Source organism: Synechocystis sp. IPPAS B-1465 (assembly GCF_003015225.1).
GTDB lineage: Bacteria > Cyanobacteriota > Cyanobacteriia > Cyanobacteriales > Microcystaceae > Synechocystis.
This window is the reverse complement of the sequence record NZ_CP028094.1, coordinates 1,672,353-1,692,355: the sequence shown is the minus strand read 5'-3', so window position 1 is coordinate 1,692,355 and position 20,003 is coordinate 1,672,353. Positions and strand designations below refer to the sequence as shown.

Sequence of the window (20,003 nt, the reverse complement as noted above, 5' to 3'; positions counted from 1 at the left end):
ATGGCCAAAGTTCCGCCCCTGATTGTTATTTGTGGCACCACCGCCAGTGGGAAATCCCAACTAGCCCTTGATCTAGCCCAGCGGTTAAACGCAGTTATTTTGGGGGCCGATTCCAGGCAAATTTATAAAGAATTGGACATTGGCACCGCTAAACCCACCCTTGGCGATCGCCAAACGGTACCCCATTATCTGATTGACATTTGTGAACCAACGGAAAACTTCACCCTAGCGGAATACCAACGGCAAGCCCAGGAGTTGATTGCGTCATTAAACCAACCGATTCTGCTGGTAGGCGGCACTGGTTTATACATCCAGGCGATCGTCAAGGGGTTAAAAATTCCTGCTGTTCCACCCCAGACCAATTTACGTGAACAGTTAGCTAACCTCGGCCAACCCTTTTGTTATCAACTTTTAAGTCAAGTGGACCCCGTAGCCCAAAGCAAAATTGAACCCGCTGACGTGGTGCGGACCCTGCGGGCTTTGGAAGTTTTCTATGCCACTGGGCGACCCATTTCCAGCCTACAAGGGGAAAATCCCCCCAGTTATCCCATTGTGCAAATCGGTTTAGGTCTGGAACCGGAGCAACTCCAACCCAGAATTGTTCACCGTACCCATGCCATGGTTGAGGCGGGGTTAGTGAAGGAAGTTGAGGGTTTAATCAATCAGTATGGGGAAGACCTACCCCTGCTCCATACCCTTGGTTACGCTGAGATTAAACAATATCTCCAAGGTCAAATATCGTTAACTCAAGCGACGGAGTCCATCATTGTCCACACCAGGCAATTTGCCAAACGTCAGCGCACTTGGTTCCGCAAAGATTCGGCAATCCACTGGTTTGATGCTAACCAGCCAAACCTATTAGATTCGGTGACAAAGTTAGTACAAGTTGACGTAAACGAAGGAATGTTTTAAGTATTGCGAGGGAAAATAGTTTCTACAATGGCATTATTGCTAGTTTTCTTTCAAGACTTTGACTCCTATGGCCATGGATAAGGATACGAAATTTGCCCTCTTGGTAATGGGAATCCCCCTGCTAGGCGTGCTCTATTGCGCCTTCATTTTGGCGGTGATGCTTTCCTCGGAAACCGCCAGACAACATCCCATTATTACCGGCACTATTTTTGTCTTAGCTCCTTCCCTCATTTCCGGCACCATCTGGTTAAGGGCTTCCTTTAAAGCTAGAAAAGAAGAAAACTTGGGGCTTTAATGGGCATTCTTTATTTGGTGGCCACTCCCATTGGCAATTTAGGGGATATGACTCCTCGGGCAGTGGAAACATTGCAAACGGTGGATCTGATTGCGGCGGAAGATACCAGACATACGGGGAAATTACTACAACATTTCCAAATCACTACGCCCCAAATTAGTTACCATGACCACAATCGCCATGGCCGTACCCAGGAGCTATTGGCCAAATTACAAGCGGGGCAAAATATTGCTTTGGTGAGTGATGCGGGCACTCCCGGTATTTCCGATCCAGGACAGGAGTTGGTGGCGGCCTGCGGAGAAGCAAATATTGAAGTGATACCTATTCCTGGGGCAACGGCTTTAATTGCGGCTTTAATTAGTTCTGGTTTAGCCACTGACCGCTTTGTGTTTGAAGGTTTTCTCTCTACCAAAAACCGGCCTCGACAGCAATTGTTGCAAAGTCTGGCCCAGGAAGAGCGAACCATTATTCTCTACGAAGCGCCCCACCGTTTATTGGCCACGTTGACCGATTTACAGACCTTTTTGGGCCAAGAACGCAGCTTAACCGTAGCTAGAGAACTAACTAAATACCATGAGCAATTTTGGCGGGGCACTCTCCAAACGGCGATCGCCTACTTTACGGAAAATACACCGAAAGGAGAATTTTGCTTAGTCATTGCCGGGGCTACACCGGAGGACAGGCCCAGCTTCTCTGAAGAAAATCTACGGGACGAATTGAGAAGTTTAATGGCTAAAGGGTTAACTCGCTCCCAGGCTAGTCGGCAATTGGCAGAAGAAACTAAACTGCCCCGTCGGCAACTTTATCAACTCAGTTTGGAATTGGAAGCCGATGGTTGAAACCTGATTCTTTGGGAACATTCATGGCAACATCCACCTCTGGAAATTCACTAAATTTTTCGCTCAGGTGTTTCAGATTGGGCCGCTAGCCATTGTTCTAATTCTGCGAAATCAGAGCAGTCCAACAGCACTTCTCCCAACTGTTCCAATTGAGGCACTGTGAGAATGTCAATCCTCGACAAATTAACTGCATTCAACTCTCCAAAACGATGTCTAATTTGTTTGAGTAGCAGAGATTTTTGTCCACGTTCGATGCCCTGTTCAATGCCCTGAAGCATCCAACTGGTTGTTAACTGCATAACGTCCTCCTGTTCCAGGGGGGAAAATTCAGCGATAGCTTCTTTAAAAATTGTCTCTTCCGCTTGGTTAAGGGTGAGATAGGTGTCCACAAAGCCAGAGATTAATTGCATTCTAGCCGGATCTAGCTTGAGGGTTACCAATAGTCGCAAACATTCAGCCTTAACTTTGACGCGGTCGGGGGGAGCAATCTGAACTTTTGCTAAAGGAACTCTGCAAAAAAAATTGTCAAAAGTTCCTTAAAGAGGCGGTCGTGATTAATCATCCTTCGTGGCGAGATTTGAAATCTTCGATAGTCATTGCCAAACCTTGATCTAGGGGAATGGTCGGTTGCCAGTCTAAATAAGTTTTCGCCAACGTAATATCCGGTTGCCGCTGTTTGGGATCATCCTCCGGTAAGGGTTGATAAATTAACTCTGCATCGGGGTTAATGGCATTCTGGATTTTTTCTGCCAGTTGCAATATGGTATATTCCCCCGGATTACCCAAATTAACCGGCCCGACGTAATCCCCATTCATGAGGCGCATTAGGCCTTCCACTAAGTCGGATACGTAACAAAAACTGCGGGTTTGGGAGCCGTCGCCAAACACAGTGAGGGGTTTACCCTGTAGCGCCTGCACAATAAAGTTACTCACCACCCGACCATCGTTTTCCAACATACGTGGTCCATAGGTATTGAATATCCGCGCTACTCTGATATCAACCTTGTGCTCTCGGTAATACTCAAAAGCCAGGGTTTCCGCTACCCGTTTTCCTTCGTCGTAACAGGCTCTTGGACCAATTGTATTAACATTGCCCCGGTAGCTTTCCGGTTGGGGATGAACATCGGGATCGCCATACACTTCCGAGGTGGATGCCAACAAAAACCTTGCTCCGACCCGCTTAGCCAAACCCAACATGTATAAAGTGCCCATCACATTAGTTTTGATGGTTTTGACGGGATTGAACTGATAATGGACGGGGGAAGCGGGGCAGGCTAAATGGTAAACCTGGTCGACTTCCAAGCGAATGGGCTCGGTAACGTCATGGCGGATGAGCTCAAAATTGGGATTATCTAACCATTGGACGATGTTGCGTTTGGTGCCGGTGTAAAAGTTATCGAGGCATAGAACCTCGTGGCCCTGGGCCATCAAGCGATCAATAAGATGGGAACCGATAAATCCTGCTCCCCCGGTAACCAAAATCCGCATTGTTTCCCCGCTTTGTTCAAATGGCATCAGTTTAGCATTTGGCAAATGGCTGGGCATCAGTGCAATTCACTTTGTTTACCCCTGAGAAAATAAGGTACGGTTGCCAGTTAACTGGTATGAAGGAACACAGCCGATCAATCCAGTAGCCCTGGAATGGTTTTAATTTCCAGCCGTTGCTCCGCTAGTTCTACCGTGGGCACAATGGCTTCAACAAAGGGGACGAGCACTTCTTTGTCTGGGTTTTTATCCAAAGTTATCCCCAATAGGTCATTGCCAGCACTGTAAAAATCCGTCACTATCCCTAGGCGATCGCCATTGTCATGGTCGTAAACAATCAACCCCAGTAAATCAGTGACGTGGAATTCCCCCGGCTCCAACGGTAGGCGATCGGTGGCGGGGACTAATAGTTGGTAATTGACTAAAGCTTCCGCTTGATTACGGTCGGTAATTTCAGTAAAACGCAGAATATAAAGGTTTTTGCCAGGAATTTGTTTGCCCTTTTTTAGCGTTAGGGGTTGGGGCGTTTCCTGGGGGGTTTTTCTAATCCACCGTTGACCCTTAGTCAAAAATCTAGCTGGGAAGTCTGATGCTGAAAGAACCCGCACTTCCCCCTGAATACCCTGAGCCGCAACAATGGTACCGATTTCCAGCCAATTTTCTGTTTTCTGTTGTTCTGTCATGGGTTCTGCCATATTTTTTCAATCAATTTGCCCCACTAATTTTTCAGCTTTTCAGTAAAGTCAAGTTAATTGCGCTCATACAACTGGCTGACTTGTTCCACCGAGAGGCGAGACTGGACACCTAAAGTTAAAGGGGAGCGATCGCCGTTTTGGAAATGGTCAGCGGCGGCACAGGCAATCATAGCGGCATTGTCGGTGCAAAACTTTAGGGGCGGAAAAAAGACTTGCAATTGATGTTCTTGGGCGGCGGTTTGGAGATGATAGCGTAAACGACTATTGGCGGCCACCCCTCCCCCGACGGTAATGGTGGTTAAGCCATGGTCTAGGACACACTGAATGGTCTTTTTGGTCAAAGAACGGGCCACCGTATCTTGGAAACTGGCCGCTAAATCATCCACAGGCAAGGGAGCTGAACTCTGTTTAAGTTCCTGAGTGAGGCGTAACATGGCCGTTTTTAAACCACTAAAGCTGGAATCGTAGGGATGATATCCTCCTTGGGGCAAGGAAATTTTTCCTTCTGGTAATTTAAACGTCCCTGGATCGCCCTGTTTAGCCGCCCGGTCAATGGCAGGGCCCCCTGGGTAACCTAAATCCAGCAAACGAGCTACCTTATCAAAGGCTTCCCCGGCCGCATCGTCCCTGGTGGTGCCCAATTGTCGGTAATCCCCACAACCTTTAACGTGGATCAAACTGGTGTGGCCACCGGAAACTAGCAAACACAAAAATGGTGGTTGCAAATCCGGTTGACTCAGATAGCTGGCGTAGATATGACCTTCCAGATGATGCACCCCTAAAAAAGGTTTTTGATGCACCATGGCTAGGGTTTTAGCCGCCGTCACCCCCACCATCAACGCCCCTGCCAACCCCGGAGCCACGGTCACGGCGATCGCCTCAATTTCTGGCCAACCCAAACCACTTGCTTGCAAAGCTTGGTCGAGACAGGTATTAATTAAAAGTAAATGCTGGCGAGAGGCCACTTCCGGTACTACCCCGCCGAAAATTTGATGGGTTTGTATTTGGGAAGAAACCACATTACTGCAAACGTTACGATTATTTACAATTGCCACCGCAGTTTCATCACAACTTGTTTCAATTGCTAAAATGATTGCCATTCTCTGCTAGTTTGAGTTTGATCCAAAAGACGACGGTTTATTAGCCCAGTCTTTCCTATTATCGGCTAACGATCCCCGGATCACGGTAACAGGTTGCGAATCTTGCTTATTTATTTAGCCGCCTTTTTAGTCTTTTGTTTAACCAAGGAAACGATTCTTATGAAACATTTGTTGGCGTTGCTCCTAGCCTTTACACTCTGGTTTAATTTCGCTCCCTCAGCTTCGGCGGACGATTTTGCCAATTTGACCCCCTGTAGCGAAAACCCCGCTTACTTGGCCAAGTCTAAAAACTTCCTCAATACCACCAACGATCCCAACTCCGGTAAAATTCGGGCGGAACGTTATGCCTCTGCCCTCTGTGGCCCCGAAGGTTATCCCCACCTGATTGTGGACGGTCGTTTCACCCACGCTGGTGACTTTTTGATTCCTAGCATTTTGTTCCTGTACATTGCTGGTTGGATCGGCTGGGTTGGTCGTTCTTACCTGATTGAAATTCGGGAAAGCAAAAATCCTGAAATGCAGGAAGTGGTTATTAATGTCCCCCTAGCGATCAAAAAAATGTTGGGTGGTTTCCTTTGGCCCTTGGCCGCCGTTGGTGAATACACCTCCGGCAAACTGGTGATGAAGGATTCAGAAATCCCCACTTCCCCCCGCTAATTAGTTGGGCATTGACTGGGAACTATTGATGTTATTGCTTAATATCTAACTCCCTTCAATTTCGACATTATTTTTGTTTACCTTTGTCAATTTTGGAGACTCAATTTATGGACGGTTTGAAATCCTTTTTGTCAACTGCTCCGGTCATGATCATGGCTTTGTTGACTTTCACCGCTGGTATTTTGATCGAGTTTAATCGTTTTTATCCCGATCTTCTTTTCCACCCCTAGTTTTGTTTGGCGAATAAATTCTTCTCACTATTTTTTGGTGAGATAAAAGATTGGTTGGGATTTGTAATTGAGATCCTAGCCAATTTTTTTTGGTAAAAATAACTGGATTAATCGGTTAATTTACCTGGGTTGAGCAAATTAAGGGGATCTACCTGGCGTTTAAAAATTAATTGGGATTCTGGCAGAGGTTGTACCGACCCTCCGGCTAAACTATAGGTGTGGGGATTGGCGATTCTGGCCCCTAGATTTTGGTGGGCGGCCATGATTTCTTCCAGGCGATCACCGTTGATAAATTTAACCAAAGGAAAACCAGCTAGGCACATTTGCCCTTGAATGCGCATTATTTCGATGTGGAACATAATCTCATCCTTAAATAGTTTTGCCAAGGCGAGAATTTGCTCTACATCTCGATAGAAAAATACTTGAAGATAGGTCAAACTAGGATCCACGGCCCTAGCCAAAAGAGTGGTGTGGTTCCAATTAAATTCAATCAAATTAATTTTTTTCCCTGGGCTTTGGGGATCTTGCTCAAAGATAATTTCCCCTTTACTTGCCTTGGCCAACTGCGTAAAAGCTAGCCAATCCAACTCAGAAACAATCACCATTACCCAGTGAGCTCCGGGTTGATAATAACTTTTTAAACTGCTGAAATATTGCGGAATCGGATCGGCTTGAATGGAAATTTCCTTACTAACAATGCCGTCTTGATGGGCCAAATTTTGGGCAAAGGCGATCGCCGAAGATAAATTCGTAAAACTGACGATGGCTTCCCGCCAAGGTAGGGCTGGAGTAAGGGGCAAAGTAATTTCAGTAATAATGCCGTTGGTGCCATAGCCATGGATGACTGGTTGGGCCGCCTCGCCGGACAGAATCAGCCGTTGGGGTTCCGCTTCCATGGTCAACACCGTGAGGCTCTGGACGTTGCCCGGGTCGAATAAGGTGCCATAGTTCACTGCCCCCATGCCAGTACTGCCACCGCTGACAAAACCCCCCACGGTAGCTGTTTGATAGGTGGAAGGTAACAGGCGCAGCTCCCAGCCCATTTGTTTAGCTTGTTGTTCCAGCTTGCCTAACTTTACCCCCGGCTCCACCACGGCCCGACCCGGTTCCAGGCTAATGATCCTTTGCATGGGGGATAAATCCAACACAATGCCTCCCTCCAGGGGAACACATTGGCCGTAATTGCCGGTGCCAGCCCCCCGCACTGTGAGGGGAATTTGATTGGCCACACAGCAACGGATCACCGCGATTGCCTCTGGTTCTGATCGGGCTAGGACGACTAAATCCGCCTGTTTGCCCTCCAACTGCGCCATCAAAATGGGGCTGAAATGGGCGTAATCGGTGGATAGCTTTTTTCTTTGCTGGGGATCTTGGATTACTTCCAAGCCCTGGGTAGTTAATGAAGCCGCAATGGCTGACCAATCCATTTTTATAATTCCTTGCTAAGTCTGGATTAGTCGCAGGCACCCATGTTATTGATTTGCACCACCAACTGGTCAATGGCCCGCACCAGGTTATCCCCAGAGCGACTCCAATCGTTGGCCAAAATGCTAAAAACAACGGTGCCGTGGGCGGGAGTGTTGGCATAACCAGACAGGGCCCTTACCCCCCGCAGGGTGCCAGTTTTTGCAAAGACGTTATTTTGAGCCGTGGTAGCTTTCATCCGTCGGGCTAGGGTGCCATCCTGACCGGCGATCGGCATGGAAGAAACGAACAAACTACTATTGCTACTGCGATACATTGCCTGGAGGGTGTCTACTAGGGAACGGGGCGTAGCCGCATTATTGCGGGACAAACCAGAGCCGTCGGCTACGCGAAAACCCTGGGGGTTAACTCCCAATTCCGCCACAGCCGCCTTAACAGCCCCAGGGCCTCCCACCGTGTTGAGCAGCAATTCTGCATAGCTGTTGTTGGAGCGTTTATTTGTGGTCATCACCCAATTACGTAGGGGCTGGGAACGCACTGTGGCATTGGGACCCAGCCTTTGTAGGGCCGCCGCTGTGGTAAAAATTTTGGCGTTGGAAGCGGGGATAAAAAATTTGTTTTCGTTATGGCTATAGAGCACCTGGCGATCATCAAGCCTTTCCACTAATACCCCCCAATTGGGCATGGCCTTGGCCCCCACAATTCGTTGCACAATGGGTTGGAAAGTTGCTGGACAGGCCCCCTGGTAAATGGGAGAACCAATGTTGCCAAATCCCCCAGTGGGCATTTCCACTTCGATGGGAACCGACTGCCTACCCTGAAAATAGTCAACGCTGGCAAAGGTTTCGGGCTGATTTGCTAAAGCTGGAGTGGTACTTAGCAAGGCGGCACTGGTGGCCAATACACCGACTTTTAACCAGGGGGAACACTTCTTACTCATGGGCTTCCAATAAAGTTCAGAACCGCGAACCATGGGGGAGCAAATTTCGTCAGCTTCAACACAGTGTTTAACTAACGGCGATCGCCCGTCCCATCTCTAGGTTTGGGCTTTTTGTGACGCACCATTTTTGATGCAGCAAAGTCAGGATTATACCACTATTGCCGACAACCATTGGCAAGCCACCAGGGAAACCACTGTTCAGGACGGGGGGAAATTTCCTTGGGCTGGCTCTATCAGGGAAAATATAAAAAGTAATGTCGGTGAACTTCCTAGCAGCGCTGACGGGAGATAATTTTTTCTACCATGGCCTGGCTTTCATGCACGAGGCTATGACATGGCCCTGGGGTTTGGGTTAGGGTGGGGACCAGGTTACGGGCTTGGAGCGTCATGTGCAGTTGCAGTTCCGCCACGTAATCACTGATGGCTTCTTGGGGCTGGGAAACGTCTACCTGGGTAGCTGACACTGTCCTTTTTCCTCCTTGAGCAATACTGTTGACTGAAAAATAATCGGCAAGTGCTGAATTGAGGGACTTGTGGCCCCTATAAAAACTACCATGGCATTAACGGAGACGCACACTTCTGCAACAGTCTTTAACATTTATCTGTCTGTGACCCTAGGATATTTTTCCTTGGGCGAGGCCATGGATCTCCTAGTTTTTCCTACCGATTTTTTTGCCAATCAGTTATCTCAGTTTCTTCCATGTCAGAGCTTCAAACCCTGATCCGCACTATTCGCCAAGAAGCAGAACGGGAACCATTTCCCCTAGACTCTCCCATTTATGAGCAGGCCGGCAAAGATGCCCTAGATCCAATTTTATTTGGGGGTAACCTCGGTAGTCAGCTCTGTTTTTTTGGCAGGGATTTAGGGGCGGATGAGGTGCGCCAAGGACAACCCTTAATCGGAGCGGCAGGGCGGCTAGTGAGGAAGGGGTTTTTTGAAGCTTGGCAGGGTCGGGTTCCCAGGGGACAAGATGATTTACAAACGGTCTGTCAAAGGATTTTGCTTACTAATACGGTGCCCTATAAACCCCCGGAAAATAAGGCTTATTCTGTCAAAGTTAAGGAAAGGTTTCGCCCTTTTGTGGAGCAATTGTTAGTGTTCCATTGGCAAGGGAAACAAATTATCACCCTGGGAACGGAAGCTTTTAAATGGTTTGCTCCCTATGCCCCCAAGGGCCAGTTGGATGAATTCTTCCAAGGGGGGGATAGGTACGAATGCTCATTAGATGTTTTGATCAAAGCGAAAACGGCGGCAGGCAAAGGTAGTCAAAAAATTGTTAGATTAATGCCTTTACCTCACCCTTCACCGTTGAATAAGCGTTACTACGGACAGTTTCCGACAATGTTGCAACGGCGCTTAACGGAAATTGCTTTCTAGTTCCAGACTTAAAATATTTATCACCTTTACTTCAAAATTAATTGAATTTAACCATGAAAGTTTTAGTTATCGGCGCCACCGGAGAAACAGGCAAACGAGTTGTCAATACCTTAACCGATCGCCAAATTGCAGTGCGGGCTTTGGTGCGGAACTACGACAGCGCTAAGGCGGTGTTACCCCCAGGAACAGAGATTATGGTAGGAGACCTGCTGGAACCAGAAACCATCAAGGCGGCGATCGCCGGTTGCACAGTGGTGATTAATGCGGCCGGGGCCAGACCCAGTGCGGACTTAACCGGGCCTTTCAAAGTGGATTATCTAGGCACTCGCAACCTGGTGGATATAGCCAAAGCCAATGGCATTGAACAATTAGTGTTGGTGTCTTCCCTTTGTGTGTCTAACCTCTTCCATCCCCTCAATCTGTTTGGCTTAATTCTGGTCTGGAAACAATGGGGCGAAAATTATCTGCGTCAGAGTGGTGTCCCCTACACCATTGTGCGGCCAGGGGGCTTGAAAAATGAGGACAATGATAACGCCATCGTCATGGCCGGGGCAGATACGTTATTTGATGGTAGTATTCCCCGGCAAAAAGTAGCAGAAGCTTGTGTGGAATCTCTCTTTAGCCCCAGTGCTAAAAATAAAATTGTTGAAATTGTCAGTAAACCGGATATTCCCGTGCAGTCCTTTGACGAATTATTTGCGATGGTGAGGTAATCACAATTTTCAAAATTCTCCCTTGCTGTCCCCAAGTCAACGTCTATCGACTGAGGTTGGGGTTGATCAGTTTGATAAAAGGGGTTAATCAGTTTGATAAAAATAGAAATCTGAATGAATTATTTCAACAAAAAGGGAGCCAAACTATTATCAGCTTTCAGGCAATTTTCAAAGGAACAAAGATCAATCAGGCAAAAAATAGCTAAGAGTTTCAATAAAGTAATGAGAGGCGCTAGTTGCGTAGTAGTTCTATGCTACCATTGACCTCGGTTTGGCAAATATTGCCACGGTGATATCAACCATGTGGAATGACTTGGAGACAACTTGCGTGCGGCCATGACATCTGGCAAACCGATTATCCGAGTTGTTTCTCTCTATAAAACAGTGGAAATTTTGGAACAACTAGATACTTTGTCGGGAGAAGATGTACTGCCAAATTTTCTGCTTTCCTTAACTCGCATCTCGCCTTAACTGCATTGCAGAGCAATATTTTCAACTTAACCATTGCTTAATGGAGAGAACCGTGCTAAGCTTCCAACCCTATGCACTACGCCATCCCCAAAACCTACGCTGAACTAGATGCCCTGCGCCGTTTCCCCGCTAACGAGGAATTAGTGGCGGTGGCGATCGCCGGGGTTATCAACTGGGCCCGGGCCCATGACCAATCTTTGGATGACGTGGTTCAGGAAATTCTGGCGGAGGATGGTTTATTGGATTACGTCCAAAGGGACCGCCTCAGTGAGATGATTGTGCAGGCTTGGCAGGCGTTACCCCATTTGCCCAATCCTTTGCCCAGTGGAGCACCGTCTGTACCCGGGAACTGGTGGGAGCCTCGCAGTAAAGCCGCAGTAAAGGTTCCGTCCCACTAAAGCGAATTAGCAACCAACCGCCACCGGCCATACGGAATTTGTAGCCGTCGGTGGTCAATAAATCTGTCACTTGTTCTCCGGCGATCGCCGTTAGGGGATTTTCATTTAGGGTTTGTACCAACGCAGTGCGGACATCCATGCTGGCCAAGGGTAAATCAATGCGGTCATACTCACTGACAAAGCAGACTTTTTCCTGGAGTCGACCATACTGTTCACTAATATCCTGTTGGGACTGTACCACTGTTTCCAACACATATAGGGCGGATAACAACGCATCCCGTTCAGGAATGTGACCCCCATAGCCAATGCCACCGGATTCTTCCCCACCAATCAAGACTGGACTGGTTAACATTCGATCAGCAATATACTTATAACCGATCGCCGTTTCCGTGAGGGGAATGCCGTAAAGCTCTGCCAACTTGGGAATTAGGTCGGAGCCACTAACGGTTTTAACAATTTCTCCCTGGAGGCCTTTTTGGGTAGCTAAGTGGTAAATCAAAATGGGAATTAAACCCTGGGAACTGAGAAAATTACCCTGGCCGTCTACTGCGGCAATCCGATCGGCATCGCCATCAAAAATCAAACCCACCCGTAACTCTGGCCCACCAGCTTTGGCCGCCGTTTGCAGCGCTGCTAATAATTTAGGAACGTATTTGGGCAAAGGTTCAGGGGAAGCACCGCCAAACAAGGGATCTCGATCGCCGTTAATTTCATCAATGGGACAACCTAGTAACCGCTCCAAGCCACTGGCGGCTGCGCCATGCATCACATCGGCAAATACCCGGAGTTTTCCCTGTTGAACTGCTTCTCGAATGGGTTGAACATTTACTTTTGCCTGCAAGCCTTGGCAGTAACTAGGCCAGGGATCAAAATATTGCAAACTACCTCCCGCTTGGGGCTGGGGTAAGGAATTTTGCAATTGGGCTTCTATTTTTTCTGTAACGTCACTGCCCACGGAACCACCGAACGCTCCTTTAACTTTTAAACCCAAATAATTGGCGGGATTATGGCTGGCTGTTAACACCAATGCGCCCAGGGCATTTTCGTGATGGGCCGCCCAACTAAAGGCCGGGGTAGGAGCATAACTTTCACTCAACCAGACTTCAAAACCCAATTCCTGGACTGTCTGGGCCACCAACAGGGCAAATTGTTCCGCCATAAAACGGCGATCGTATCCCACAATTAAGCGATGTTCCCGACCACTACTACCAAATTCTGCCGCCAACACCTGGGCCGCCGCCGCCGCCACCAACACCACCCGCTCAAAGGTAAATTCTGCTGCAATTACCCCCCGCCAACCATCGGTACCAAATTTAATCGGAGCAGGAGTGTAAACCATGACAGACCTAGTTTTTGTGGATTAGTGGATTGTTGGTGGAGCAGTCAACCGTGGTTATTTTACCCCAAGCTCTGCGTGTGCTCAGAATTACATAGTTTAGGTTTCAGACTATTATTGCCAATTTGCAAATAATAATTCTCGTTCATTAAATTTTAAAAAAATTTGTCCATTTTAAAAATTTAGTCTAGTCTTAAGGTAGTGAGGATTAAATATAAAATTTCGGTCACAGGTAACAATTAATGCCTAAGTATGCCGATATTTATCCTAGCAAAGAGTAAAATAAAATAAACAAAAAATAACCCCAATGTGGCTCATCTTTAAAACATGCCAGTTCTATTTCATTAGGGACATATGTTATTAGTGTGGTTTTAGCGAAGAGAGAGTGAAAGACCAGAAAACAAATTTGAAACCAAAAAATAAAATCGATATTTTTCCGTCTATAGAATCTTTGCCCACAGTTGTTCTTTTTTCTTTGTTTGGTCTTGTCTTCTTTCTTGCAACAAATCTACGACAATCATCTGAAAATATACAGAATGCACGAGAAAATATCAAATCCGAGAAAATGTACCAAGATTATTTAGAGGAAGAAAGAAGACTACATGAAGGTACTTTAGCAATGCAACGGTTAGAATCCCAAATGGAACTAAGAGCTAGTTTCTGAAGTAAAAATTAAAAAGTAATACGAGAAGGCATTATACGGATGAGGGCACCATAAATCATTGCTTAACTTATTTCGGTATAAAGTTCGTAATCCTTGCTTAATCGCCGATAGCGATTTAACCAACCAAAAGTACGCTCTATCACCCAACACTCGGCTAAAAGTTCAAATTCCTTAGATGAACGCTTAACGACCTCAATTACGATATGCCGTTTACGTCCTTTAATTTTCTTGCCACCATCAAAGTCATATACCTCCCCCTTTTTTCCGTTGTTTTAACGGATTGGGAGTCCACCATTGCCACAGTAGAGTTGGGAGTTCTTCCTATCTTTTTTCTCACCTCTTTACGTAATCCATCATGAACTTGTTGCCAAATTCCCTTCCTTTGCCACTTGTGAAAATATTTATATACTGTCTGATGGGGGAGGGAAATCATAGGGGAACATCTCCCATTGACATCCTGTGCGCTGTAAATAAAAGATGGCATTGATAATTTATTTCTCGTAGGTCTAACTCTCTAGGATGCCCAAATCCTTTTGGTGCTGGGCTGGTGACTTGGGCTCAATTACCTTCCACTCCTCATCACTCGTGTCACTAGCATATGGCTTGCCCTGAGGATTCAATACCTTCGGCGAACTACTCATCGACAATACTCAACTTTTATCCTCTCACCATAAAAAATAGATTTCTCCTATCCTCTTTTCTTTATATTTTCTTTTCTTTATATTTTCCCTAGAAATCACTTCCAAACAACACCCAGAACCTAGTAACTAGTTCGACTTACCCTCCTTTCTTCGAGCATGACCGGAGCTGCAAATACCTAATACAAGGTCAGTGCCTATCTCCCATGGCTAGCAATTGGGGTTGCGACTATTTTCGGTTTGGGTGTTGTCCGTCATCTGAGCGATGAACTGAGAAACAAACGAGACAGATTTAGAAAGAAACAGCTCGGTTTTACCTCTCTTGTTAAACTAGGGTTTTCGGACGGAAGTGGCTGTTTTTATCTGCCAGTGAAGCCCTTCGGCTCCATGTATTCAATGTACAAAATCCCACCAACAATGGCAAGCAATATTTAACTTTATTCACTAAAGGGAAGTAATCGATATTAATTTAGTTACGAAATATTAACAAAATCTAGTGCAATTTATTTGAACTATTTTTGTTGCTTAAAACAACTTTTTCGTTGTCTAAATTATCCCGATTAAGTAATCGACATTGAAGAAAGCTAAAGATTTGCTCACTTTTTAAAAGTTGATGTAACAATGAAGGCAACCAACTAGAGATTCCATTCGTTATTGTGGGCAAGATTGTGGAGGCACACAAATTCTTTCCCGACTAAGGGTGAAAATCAGGCTAACTTTCGCAATCAAATTTACCTGGTTTAGGCTCTCCCAATCATCTTTTATCTGCTGTATTGCTCCTTTTTGAGGATTTTTCCATGACCGTTGCCACCGATCGCCAAACTGTGCCCCCATCTGCGGCCCATCCTAGTGGAGACAAGCGTTTTAAGGTGTTAGACGCCACCATGAAGCGCAACCAATTTAATCAGGATGCCCTCATTGAAATCCTGCATAAAGCCCAGGAAATTTTTGGCTACCTGGAAGAGGATGTTCTGCTCTACGTAGCCCGGGGGCTTAAATTACCCCTCAGCCGGGTGTTTGGAGTGGCGACTTTTTACCATCTTTTTTCCCTTAAACCCAGTGGGAAACATACCTGTGTGGTCTGCTTGGGAACGGCTTGCTACGTTAAAGGGGCGGGGGATTTGCTGAAAACCCTAGATCAGGAAGTCCATCTGAAACCGGGGGAAACGACAGAGGATGGACAAATGTCCTTGGTGACGGCCCGTTGCATTGGAGCCTGTGGCATTGCCCCAGCCGTGGTCTATGACGGCAAAGTGTTGGGCAAGCAGAATGACGAAGCGGTATTGGCGGCGATACAACCTTGGTTAAGTAACAGTTAACGGATATTAAGTATCAGGTGATTGCTTGATCTTTTCTAGTTGATTTTTTGATTTGTTGTTATTGAGCTTAAACCCCATGGACATTAAAGAATTAAAGGAAATTGCCACCAAAAGCCGTGAGAAACAAACAAAAATTCGCATTCGTTGTTGTAGTGCTGCCGGTTGTCTTTCTTCTGAAGGGGAGACGGTGAAAAAAAATCTCACCACGGCGATCGCCGCAGCAGGATTGGAAGAAAAAGTGGAAGTCTGTGGGGTAGGCTGTATGAAGTTTTGTGGCCGGGGCCCCCTAGTGGCGGTGGATGACCGGAATCAACTCTACGAATTTGTTACCCCAGACCAGGTGGGGGATATTGTCAAAAAATTGCAGAAACCCGATGCAGTTGCAGAAACAGGCTTAATCAGTGGTGATCCCCACCATCCCTTCTACGCCCTGCAAAGGAATATTGCTTTGGAAAATTCAGGCCGGATTGATCCCGAATCCATTGATGAATACATCGCCCTAGGGGGCTACGAACAGCTTCATAAGGTTGTCTATGAAATGACCCCAGAGGAAGTGATCGTGGAAATGAACAAAAGTGGTCTGCGGGGTCGGGGTGGGGGCGGTTATCCCACCGGCTTGAAATGGGCCACAGTGGCCAAAATGCCCGGCCAGCAAAAATATGTCATCTGCAATGCTGACGAAGGCGATCCCGGTGCTTTCATGGACCGCAGTGTGTTGGAAAGTGATCCCCATCGCATCCTCGAAGGTATGGCGATCGCCGCCTATGCAGTGGGGGCTAACCATGGTTACATTTATGTGCGGGCGGAATACCCCCTAGCTATCCAACGACTGCAAAAAGCGATCCAACAGGCTAAACGTTATGGCCTGATGGGCACCCAAATTTTTGACTCTCCCATTGATTTCAAGATTGATATACGAGTAGGAGCCGGTGCCTTTGTCTGCGGTGAAGAAACAGCATTAATTGCCTCAGTGGAAGGAAAACGGGGAACGCCCCGACCAAGACCACCCTATCCAGCCCAATCGGGTTTGTGGCAAAGTCCCACCCTGATTAACAATGTGGAAACCTACGCCAACGTTGTACCCATCATTCGGGAAGGGGGAGATTGGTATGGCTCCATTGGTACGGAAAAAAGTAAAGGCACCAAGGTTTTTGCCCTCACAGGAAAAGTGGAAAACGCTGGTCTGATTGAAGTGCCCATGGGAACCACCGTGCGACAAGTGGTGGAGGAAATGGGGGGCGGTGTACCCAATGGTGGCCAAGTCAAAGCAGTGCAAACTGGGGGCCCTTCCGGAGGCTGTATCCCCGCCGATAAATTGGATACTCCCATCGAATATGACACCCTATTAGCCCTGGGCACCATGATGGGTTCCGGGGGCATGATTGTCATGGATGAAAGCACCAATATGGTGGACGTGGCCCAGTTTTATATGGATTTTTGCAAATCGGAATCCTGTGGCAAATGTATTCCCTGCCGAGCGGGCACAGTGCAACTTTATGACCTTTTAACCCGCTTTTTAGAAGGGGAAGCTACCCAAGAAGACTTGATCAAACTAGAAAATCTTTGCCATATGGTTAAGGAAACTAGCCTTTGTGGATTGGGGATGAGTGCGCCTAATCCGGTAATAAGTACCCTGCGCTATTTTCGTCATGAATATGAAGAATTACTCAAAGTCTAGTTCGGTAATTTATCCACTCAGTTAACTTTTCTGAAACACCATGAATGTTTTAACTGCTCCCATCAAAAGTGACACTTGGACTGAGGCCACCTGGGAAGAATTTATCCAAGCCACTGAAAATCCCGATTATGACAAAGCAAAGTTCTACTACTATCAAAACCAGTTGAGAATTGAAATGTCTCCCGTTGGTAACGATCATTCAAGAGACCATTACCTAATTAGTAACGCTATTAGTCTGTATGCAATTTTTAAGAAAATTCCGCTCAACGGAAATGATACCTGTAGTTATCGTAAACCCGGTCATTGGGAGGTACAACCTGATATTTCTTGCCATGTGGGGGATAATGCTATGGCTATCCCCTCTGGAACAGGTATTGTCAATTTAAATGATTATCCTCCCCCAGATTTAGTTATCGAAATTGCCAATACTTCCTTAGCTGATGATCAAGGAAAAAAACGGCTACTTTATGAAGAGTTAGGCGTTAAAGAATATTGGATTGTGGATGTGAAGGCCACTAAAATCATGGGGTTTAAAATGGAAAACCAAGGGAGCTACCAAATTCGAGAATCTTTAGTTTTACCTGGATTAAATTTAGCTGTTTTGGAAGAGGCGTTGCAAAAAACACGCCAAACGAATCATGGAGAAGTCATGCGTTGGCTACTTCAACAATTTAGTTAATTCATTTTCAAAGGAGTTTTTGGCCAATGTCTGTTGTTACTTTAACCATTGATGATAAGGCGATCGCCATTGAAGAAGGCGCAAGTATTTTGCAAGCGGCTAAAGAAGCAGGGGTTCCCATTCCCACCCTTTGCCATTTAGAAGGGATTTCAGAAGCGGCAGCCTGTCGTTTGTGCATGGTGGAAGTGGAAGGCACGAATAAATTGATGCCCGCCTGCGTTACCGCTGTGAGCGAAGAAATGGTAGTCCACACCAACACAGAAAAATTGCAAAATTACCGACGTATGACAGTGGAATTACTTTTTTCCGAAGGCAATCATGTCTGTGCCATTTGTGTGGCTAACGGCAACTGTGAATTGCAAGATATGGCCATTACGGTGGGTATGGATCACAGCCGATTTAAATATCAATTTCCCAAGCGAGAAGTGGATTTATCCCATCCCATGTTTGGCATTGATCATAACCGTTGTATTCTCTGTACCCGTTGTGTGCGAGTTTGCGATGAAATTGAGGGAGCCCACGTTTGGGATGTGGCTTACCGGGGCGCAGAATGCAAAATTGTTTCTGGTTTAAATCAGCCCTGGGGAACCGTTGATGCCTGTACTTCCTGTGGCAAATGTGTGGATGCCTGTCCCACGGGTTCTATCTTCCATAAAGGAGAAACTACTGCTGAAAAAATTGGCGATCGCCGTAAGGTGGAGTTTTTAGCCACTGCCCGTAAAGAAAAGGAATGGGTCAGGTAGGTTGAACTTTTAAGAACTTTTAACATCATTTCTAAACTTTTAATCATGGCTAAAATTCGTTTTGCTACCGTTTGGCTCGCTGGTTGTTCCGGCTGTCATATGTCCTTCCTTGATATGGACGAATGGCTCATTGATCTCGCTCAAAAAGTTGATGTGGTTTTCAGTCCCGTTGGTTCTGATCTCAAGGAATACCCGGACAATGTGGATGTTTGCCTAGTGGAAGGGGCGATCGCCAACGAAGAAAATTTAGAGTTAGCTTTGGAGTTGAGACAGAAAACGAAGGTAGTAATTTCCTTTGGGGACTGTGCTGTAACCGCCAATGTCCCCGGTATGCGTAATATGCTCAAAGGTAGCGATCCGGTTCTGCGCCGAGCCTATATTGAACTGGGAGATGGGACGCCTCAACTGCCCGATGAACCTGGTATTGTGCCGCCTCTATTAGACAAGGTTATTCCCCTACATGAGGTTATTCCGGTGGATATTTTTATGCCCGGTTGTCCTCCCGATGCCCACCGTATTCGAGCAACGCTAGAACCATTATTAAATGGGGAACATCCCCTCATGGAAGGGCGAGCAATGATCAAATTTGGTTAAAATTCAAGTTTTCTAAACAGTTTGCAAAATAGCTATTCAGGAGATTTAATAATGAATACCCAATTAGTAGAATCCTTGGTTCAAATAATTCAAAGTCTTTCCCCAGAGGAGCAAAAGTTATTGGAAACTCATTTGGCAGAAAAAAATAGCAACTGGCAGGAGGTTTTGGGGAAAATTGAAACCAATCGCCAAGAAATTTATGCTTCTCGTCAGGGAAAACCTTTTGATCTTTCTATAGATGAAATCATCGAAGAAATGCGTGAGGAAAGAACCCAAGATGTTCTACAAGCCTGTTTTGGAAAATGATTTTTAGGTATGACCAACCAAACTTCTTTCACAATTTGTATTGACTCAAATTTTATTGTCCGACTTCTTGTTGGGTATTATGAAGAAACTATCTATCTTGAGATGTGGAATAAATGGTGTAACGCAAATACTAAAATTGTTGCTCCTGATCTAATCAACTATGAGGTGACTAATGTTTTGTGGCGTTTAAACAAGACCAATCAGATTAACTACACTCAAGCCCAAATTGCTCTTACAGAAAGTTTTAATCTCGGCATTGAACTTTATTCAAACTCAGAACTACACCAGGATGCTTTGGCGATCGCCGAAAAGTTTCAATTGTCAGCCGCCTATGATGTCCATTATTTAGCTTTAGCAGAAAAAATGCAGATAGATTTTTATACCTGTGACAAAAAACTGTTCAATTCCGTACAACAAAATTTCCCTAGAATAAAATTAGTTATTGCTAACAGTAGTTAGATTGATTTAAATTCCTGAATATTTATTACAAGATCCGGCTTTCTATATT

Annotated in this window: 23 protein-coding genes and 2 pseudogenes; 15 read left to right on the top strand and 10 right to left on the bottom strand. The window is 46.0% G+C overall.

Going from position 1 to position 20,003, the window contains the following annotated elements:
* The 3 genes from miaA (at position 1) to rsmI (ending at position 2,046) form a co-directional block, all read left to right on the top strand.
* Positions 1–912, top strand: a complete 912-nt coding sequence (gene miaA / locus C7I86_RS08010) for a tRNA (adenosine(37)-N6)-dimethylallyltransferase MiaA (protein ID WP_010872740.1) — start codon at positions 1–3, stop codon at positions 910–912.
* A 73-nt stretch (positions 913–985) separates the two neighbouring features.
* Complete coding sequence (locus C7I86_RS08005; RefSeq protein WP_041425978.1) at positions 986–1,207, top strand: hypothetical protein; 222 nt, start codon at positions 986–988, stop codon at positions 1,205–1,207.
* Complete coding sequence (rsmI, locus tag C7I86_RS08000) at positions 1,207–2,046, top strand: 16S rRNA (cytidine(1402)-2'-O)-methyltransferase (RefSeq protein WP_010872738.1); 840 nt, start codon at positions 1,207–1,209, stop codon at positions 2,044–2,046. The genes C7I86_RS08005 and rsmI overlap by 1 nt, the downstream gene beginning before the upstream one ends.
* Positions 2,047–2,096: 50 nt before the next feature.
* Here rsmI and C7I86_RS07995 read toward each other — a convergent pair whose 3' ends face one another.
* The 4 genes from C7I86_RS07995 to tsaD all read right to left on the bottom strand — a co-directional run bounded on the left by C7I86_RS07995 (position 2,097) and on the right by tsaD (position 5,326).
* A complete protein-coding gene (locus C7I86_RS07995) occupies positions 2,097–2,456 on the bottom strand; it encodes a DUF4351 domain-containing protein (protein WP_010872737.1) in 360 nt (119 codons plus the stop codon).
* 148 nt (positions 2,457–2,604) lie between these two features.
* Positions 2,605–3,534 carry a UDP-glucuronic acid decarboxylase family protein gene (locus C7I86_RS07990; RefSeq protein WP_014407106.1) on the bottom strand — a complete coding sequence of 310 codons (930 nt, stop codon included), beginning with the start codon at positions 3,532–3,534 and terminating at the stop codon, positions 2,605–2,607.
* Between the two features lie 134 nt (positions 3,535–3,668).
* Complete coding sequence (gene rimM, locus C7I86_RS07985) at positions 3,669–4,226, bottom strand: ribosome maturation factor RimM (protein WP_010872735.1); 558 nt, start codon at positions 4,224–4,226, stop codon at positions 3,669–3,671.
* 53 nt (positions 4,227–4,279) lie between these two features.
* Complete coding sequence (tsaD, locus tag C7I86_RS07980; protein WP_010872734.1) at positions 4,280–5,326, bottom strand: tRNA (adenosine(37)-N6)-threonylcarbamoyltransferase complex transferase subunit TsaD; 1,047 nt, start codon at positions 5,324–5,326, stop codon at positions 4,280–4,282.
* Between the two features lie 159 nt (positions 5,327–5,485).
* Here tsaD and C7I86_RS07975 point away from each other — a divergent pair, with 159 nt between their 5' ends.
* Positions 5,486–5,983, top strand: coding sequence for a photosystem I reaction center subunit III (locus C7I86_RS07975; RefSeq protein ID WP_010872733.1), 498 nt, complete (start codon positions 5,486–5,488; stop codon positions 5,981–5,983).
* A gap of 107 nt (positions 5,984–6,090) precedes the next feature.
* Positions 6,091–6,213: a photosystem I reaction center subunit IX gene (psaJ, locus tag C7I86_RS07970; protein WP_010872732.1), complete on the top strand. Its 123-nt coding sequence runs from the start codon at positions 6,091–6,093 to the stop codon at positions 6,211–6,213.
* Positions 6,214–6,320: 107 nt separating this feature from the next.
* Here psaJ and C7I86_RS07965 read toward each other — a convergent pair whose 3' ends face one another.
* From C7I86_RS07965 to C7I86_RS07955, 3 genes are all read right to left on the bottom strand, one after another.
* Positions 6,321–7,640: an FAD-binding oxidoreductase gene (locus tag C7I86_RS07965; RefSeq protein WP_010872731.1), complete on the bottom strand. Its 1,320-nt coding sequence runs from the start codon at positions 7,638–7,640 to the stop codon at positions 6,321–6,323.
* Positions 7,641–7,666: 26 nt separating this feature from the next.
* Positions 7,667–8,578 (bottom strand): D-alanyl-D-alanine carboxypeptidase/D-alanyl-D-alanine-endopeptidase, encoded by a 912-nt coding sequence (gene dacB / locus C7I86_RS07960; protein ID WP_223211369.1) that lies wholly within the window; start codon positions 8,576–8,578, stop codon positions 7,667–7,669.
* A gap of 269 nt (positions 8,579–8,847) precedes the next feature.
* Positions 8,848–9,042, bottom strand: a complete 195-nt coding sequence (locus C7I86_RS07955; protein WP_010872729.1) for a hypothetical protein — start codon at positions 9,040–9,042, stop codon at positions 8,848–8,850.
* A gap of 236 nt (positions 9,043–9,278) precedes the next feature.
* Here C7I86_RS07955 and C7I86_RS07950 point away from each other — a divergent pair, with 236 nt between their 5' ends.
* The gene (locus tag C7I86_RS07950; protein WP_010872728.1) at positions 9,279–9,956 is read left to right on the top strand and encodes a uracil-DNA glycosylase family protein; all 678 of its coding nucleotides are present in this window, start codon (positions 9,279–9,281) and stop codon (positions 9,954–9,956) included.
* Positions 9,957–10,009: 53 nt separating this feature from the next.
* Positions 10,010–10,669 (top strand): SDR family oxidoreductase, encoded by a 660-nt coding sequence (locus C7I86_RS07945; protein WP_010872727.1) that lies wholly within the window; start codon positions 10,010–10,012, stop codon positions 10,667–10,669.
* Between the two features lie 232 nt (positions 10,670–10,901).
* Here the strand turns inward: C7I86_RS07945 and C7I86_RS19495 are convergent.
* Both C7I86_RS19495 and C7I86_RS07930 read right to left on the bottom strand, forming a co-directional pair.
* A pseudogene (locus C7I86_RS19495) lies at positions 10,902–11,067 on the bottom strand (IS1 family transposase); the annotation flags it as partial.
* A gap of 337 nt (positions 11,068–11,404) precedes the next feature.
* On the bottom strand, positions 11,405–12,877 hold the full coding sequence (locus C7I86_RS07930) for a phosphoglucosamine mutase (protein ID WP_010872725.1): 1,473 nt from the start codon (positions 12,875–12,877) through the stop codon (positions 11,405–11,407).
* A gap of 382 nt (positions 12,878–13,259) precedes the next feature.
* Here C7I86_RS07930 and C7I86_RS07925 point away from each other — a divergent pair, with 382 nt between their 5' ends.
* Positions 13,260–13,538, top strand: a complete 279-nt coding sequence (locus C7I86_RS07925; RefSeq protein WP_020861773.1) for a hypothetical protein — start codon at positions 13,260–13,262, stop codon at positions 13,536–13,538.
* Between the two features lie 65 nt (positions 13,539–13,603).
* Here the strand turns inward: C7I86_RS07925 and C7I86_RS07920 are convergent.
* Positions 13,604–14,179: pseudogene (locus C7I86_RS07920) on the bottom strand (transposase); the annotation flags it as partial.
* 794 nt (positions 14,180–14,973) lie between these two features.
* Here C7I86_RS07920 and hoxE point away from each other — a divergent pair.
* From hoxE to C7I86_RS07885, 7 genes are all read left to right on the top strand, one after another.
* Complete coding sequence (hoxE, locus tag C7I86_RS07915) at positions 14,974–15,495, top strand: bidirectional hydrogenase complex protein HoxE (protein WP_010872723.1); 522 nt, start codon at positions 14,974–14,976, stop codon at positions 15,493–15,495.
* Between the two features lie 76 nt (positions 15,496–15,571).
* Positions 15,572–17,173: a bidirectional NAD-reducing hydrogenase diaphorase subunit HoxF gene (gene hoxF, locus C7I86_RS07910; protein WP_010872722.1), complete on the top strand. Its 1,602-nt coding sequence runs from the start codon at positions 15,572–15,574 to the stop codon at positions 17,171–17,173.
* A 40-nt stretch (positions 17,174–17,213) separates the two neighbouring features.
* Positions 17,214–17,852, top strand: coding sequence for a Uma2 family endonuclease (locus C7I86_RS07905; RefSeq protein WP_010872721.1), 639 nt, complete (start codon positions 17,214–17,216; stop codon positions 17,850–17,852).
* 26 nt (positions 17,853–17,878) lie between these two features.
* The gene (gene hoxU / locus C7I86_RS07900) at positions 17,879–18,595 is read left to right on the top strand and encodes a bidirectional hydrogenase complex protein HoxU (protein WP_010872720.1); all 717 of its coding nucleotides are present in this window, start codon (positions 17,879–17,881) and stop codon (positions 18,593–18,595) included.
* A 45-nt stretch (positions 18,596–18,640) separates the two neighbouring features.
* A complete protein-coding gene (locus C7I86_RS07895; protein ID WP_010872719.1) occupies positions 18,641–19,189 on the top strand; it encodes an oxidoreductase in 549 nt (182 codons plus the stop codon).
* Between the two features lie 21 nt (positions 19,190–19,210).
* Positions 19,211–19,495 (top strand): hypothetical protein, encoded by a 285-nt coding sequence (locus C7I86_RS07890; RefSeq protein ID WP_223211368.1) that lies wholly within the window; start codon positions 19,211–19,213, stop codon positions 19,493–19,495.
* Between the two features lie 9 nt (positions 19,496–19,504).
* A complete protein-coding gene (locus C7I86_RS07885; protein WP_010872717.1) occupies positions 19,505–19,954 on the top strand; it encodes a type II toxin-antitoxin system VapC family toxin in 450 nt (149 codons plus the stop codon).
* The last annotated feature ends 49 nt before the right edge of the window (positions 19,955–20,003 follow it).

What these genes read in the sequence shown, in the direction of transcription:
- psaJ (WP_010872732.1), top strand. Translation starts at nt 6,091, where the DNA reads ATGGACGGTTTGAAATCCTTTTTGTCAACTGCTCCGGTCATGATCATG.
- rimM (WP_010872735.1), bottom strand. Translation starts at nt 4,226, where the DNA reads ATGGCAGAACCCATGACAGAACAACAGAAAACAGAAAATTGGCTGGAA.
- C7I86_RS08005 (WP_041425978.1), top strand. Translation starts at nt 986, where the DNA reads ATGGATAAGGATACGAAATTTGCCCTCTTGGTAATGGGAATCCCCCTG.
- C7I86_RS07885 (WP_010872717.1), top strand. Translation starts at nt 19,505, where the DNA reads ATGACCAACCAAACTTCTTTCACAATTTGTATTGACTCAAATTTTATT.
- C7I86_RS07965 (WP_010872731.1), bottom strand. Translation starts at nt 7,640, where the DNA reads ATGGATTGGTCAGCCATTGCGGCTTCATTAACTACCCAGGGCTTGGAA.
- C7I86_RS07945 (WP_010872727.1), top strand. Translation starts at nt 10,010, where the DNA reads ATGAAAGTTTTAGTTATCGGCGCCACCGGAGAAACAGGCAAACGAGTT.
- miaA (WP_010872740.1), top strand. Translation starts at nt 1, where the DNA reads ATGGCCAAAGTTCCGCCCCTGATTGTTATTTGTGGCACCACCGCCAGT.
- rsmI (WP_010872738.1), top strand. Translation starts at nt 1,207, where the DNA reads ATGGGCATTCTTTATTTGGTGGCCACTCCCATTGGCAATTTAGGGGAT.
- hoxU (WP_010872720.1), top strand. Translation starts at nt 17,879, where the DNA reads ATGTCTGTTGTTACTTTAACCATTGATGATAAGGCGATCGCCATTGAA.
- C7I86_RS07895 (WP_010872719.1), top strand. Translation starts at nt 18,641, where the DNA reads ATGGCTAAAATTCGTTTTGCTACCGTTTGGCTCGCTGGTTGTTCCGGC.
- C7I86_RS07950 (WP_010872728.1), top strand. Translation starts at nt 9,279, where the DNA reads ATGTCAGAGCTTCAAACCCTGATCCGCACTATTCGCCAAGAAGCAGAA.
- tsaD (WP_010872734.1), bottom strand. Translation starts at nt 5,326, where the DNA reads ATGGCAATCATTTTAGCAATTGAAACAAGTTGTGATGAAACTGCGGTG.
- C7I86_RS07930 (WP_010872725.1), bottom strand. Translation starts at nt 12,877, where the DNA reads ATGGTTTACACTCCTGCTCCGATTAAATTTGGTACCGATGGTTGGCGG.
- C7I86_RS07905 (WP_010872721.1), top strand. Translation starts at nt 17,214, where the DNA reads ATGAATGTTTTAACTGCTCCCATCAAAAGTGACACTTGGACTGAGGCC.
- C7I86_RS07990 (WP_014407106.1), bottom strand. Translation starts at nt 3,534, where the DNA reads ATGCGGATTTTGGTTACCGGGGGAGCAGGATTTATCGGTTCCCATCTT.
- C7I86_RS07995 (WP_010872737.1), bottom strand. Translation starts at nt 2,456, where the DNA reads ATGCAATTAATCTCTGGCTTTGTGGACACCTATCTCACCCTTAACCAA.
- hoxF (WP_010872722.1), top strand. Translation starts at nt 15,572, where the DNA reads ATGGACATTAAAGAATTAAAGGAAATTGCCACCAAAAGCCGTGAGAAA.
- hoxE (WP_010872723.1), top strand. Translation starts at nt 14,974, where the DNA reads ATGACCGTTGCCACCGATCGCCAAACTGTGCCCCCATCTGCGGCCCAT.
- C7I86_RS07975 (WP_010872733.1), top strand. Translation starts at nt 5,486, where the DNA reads ATGAAACATTTGTTGGCGTTGCTCCTAGCCTTTACACTCTGGTTTAAT.
- dacB (WP_223211369.1), bottom strand. Translation starts at nt 8,578, where the DNA reads ATGAGTAAGAAGTGTTCCCCCTGGTTAAAAGTCGGTGTATTGGCCACC.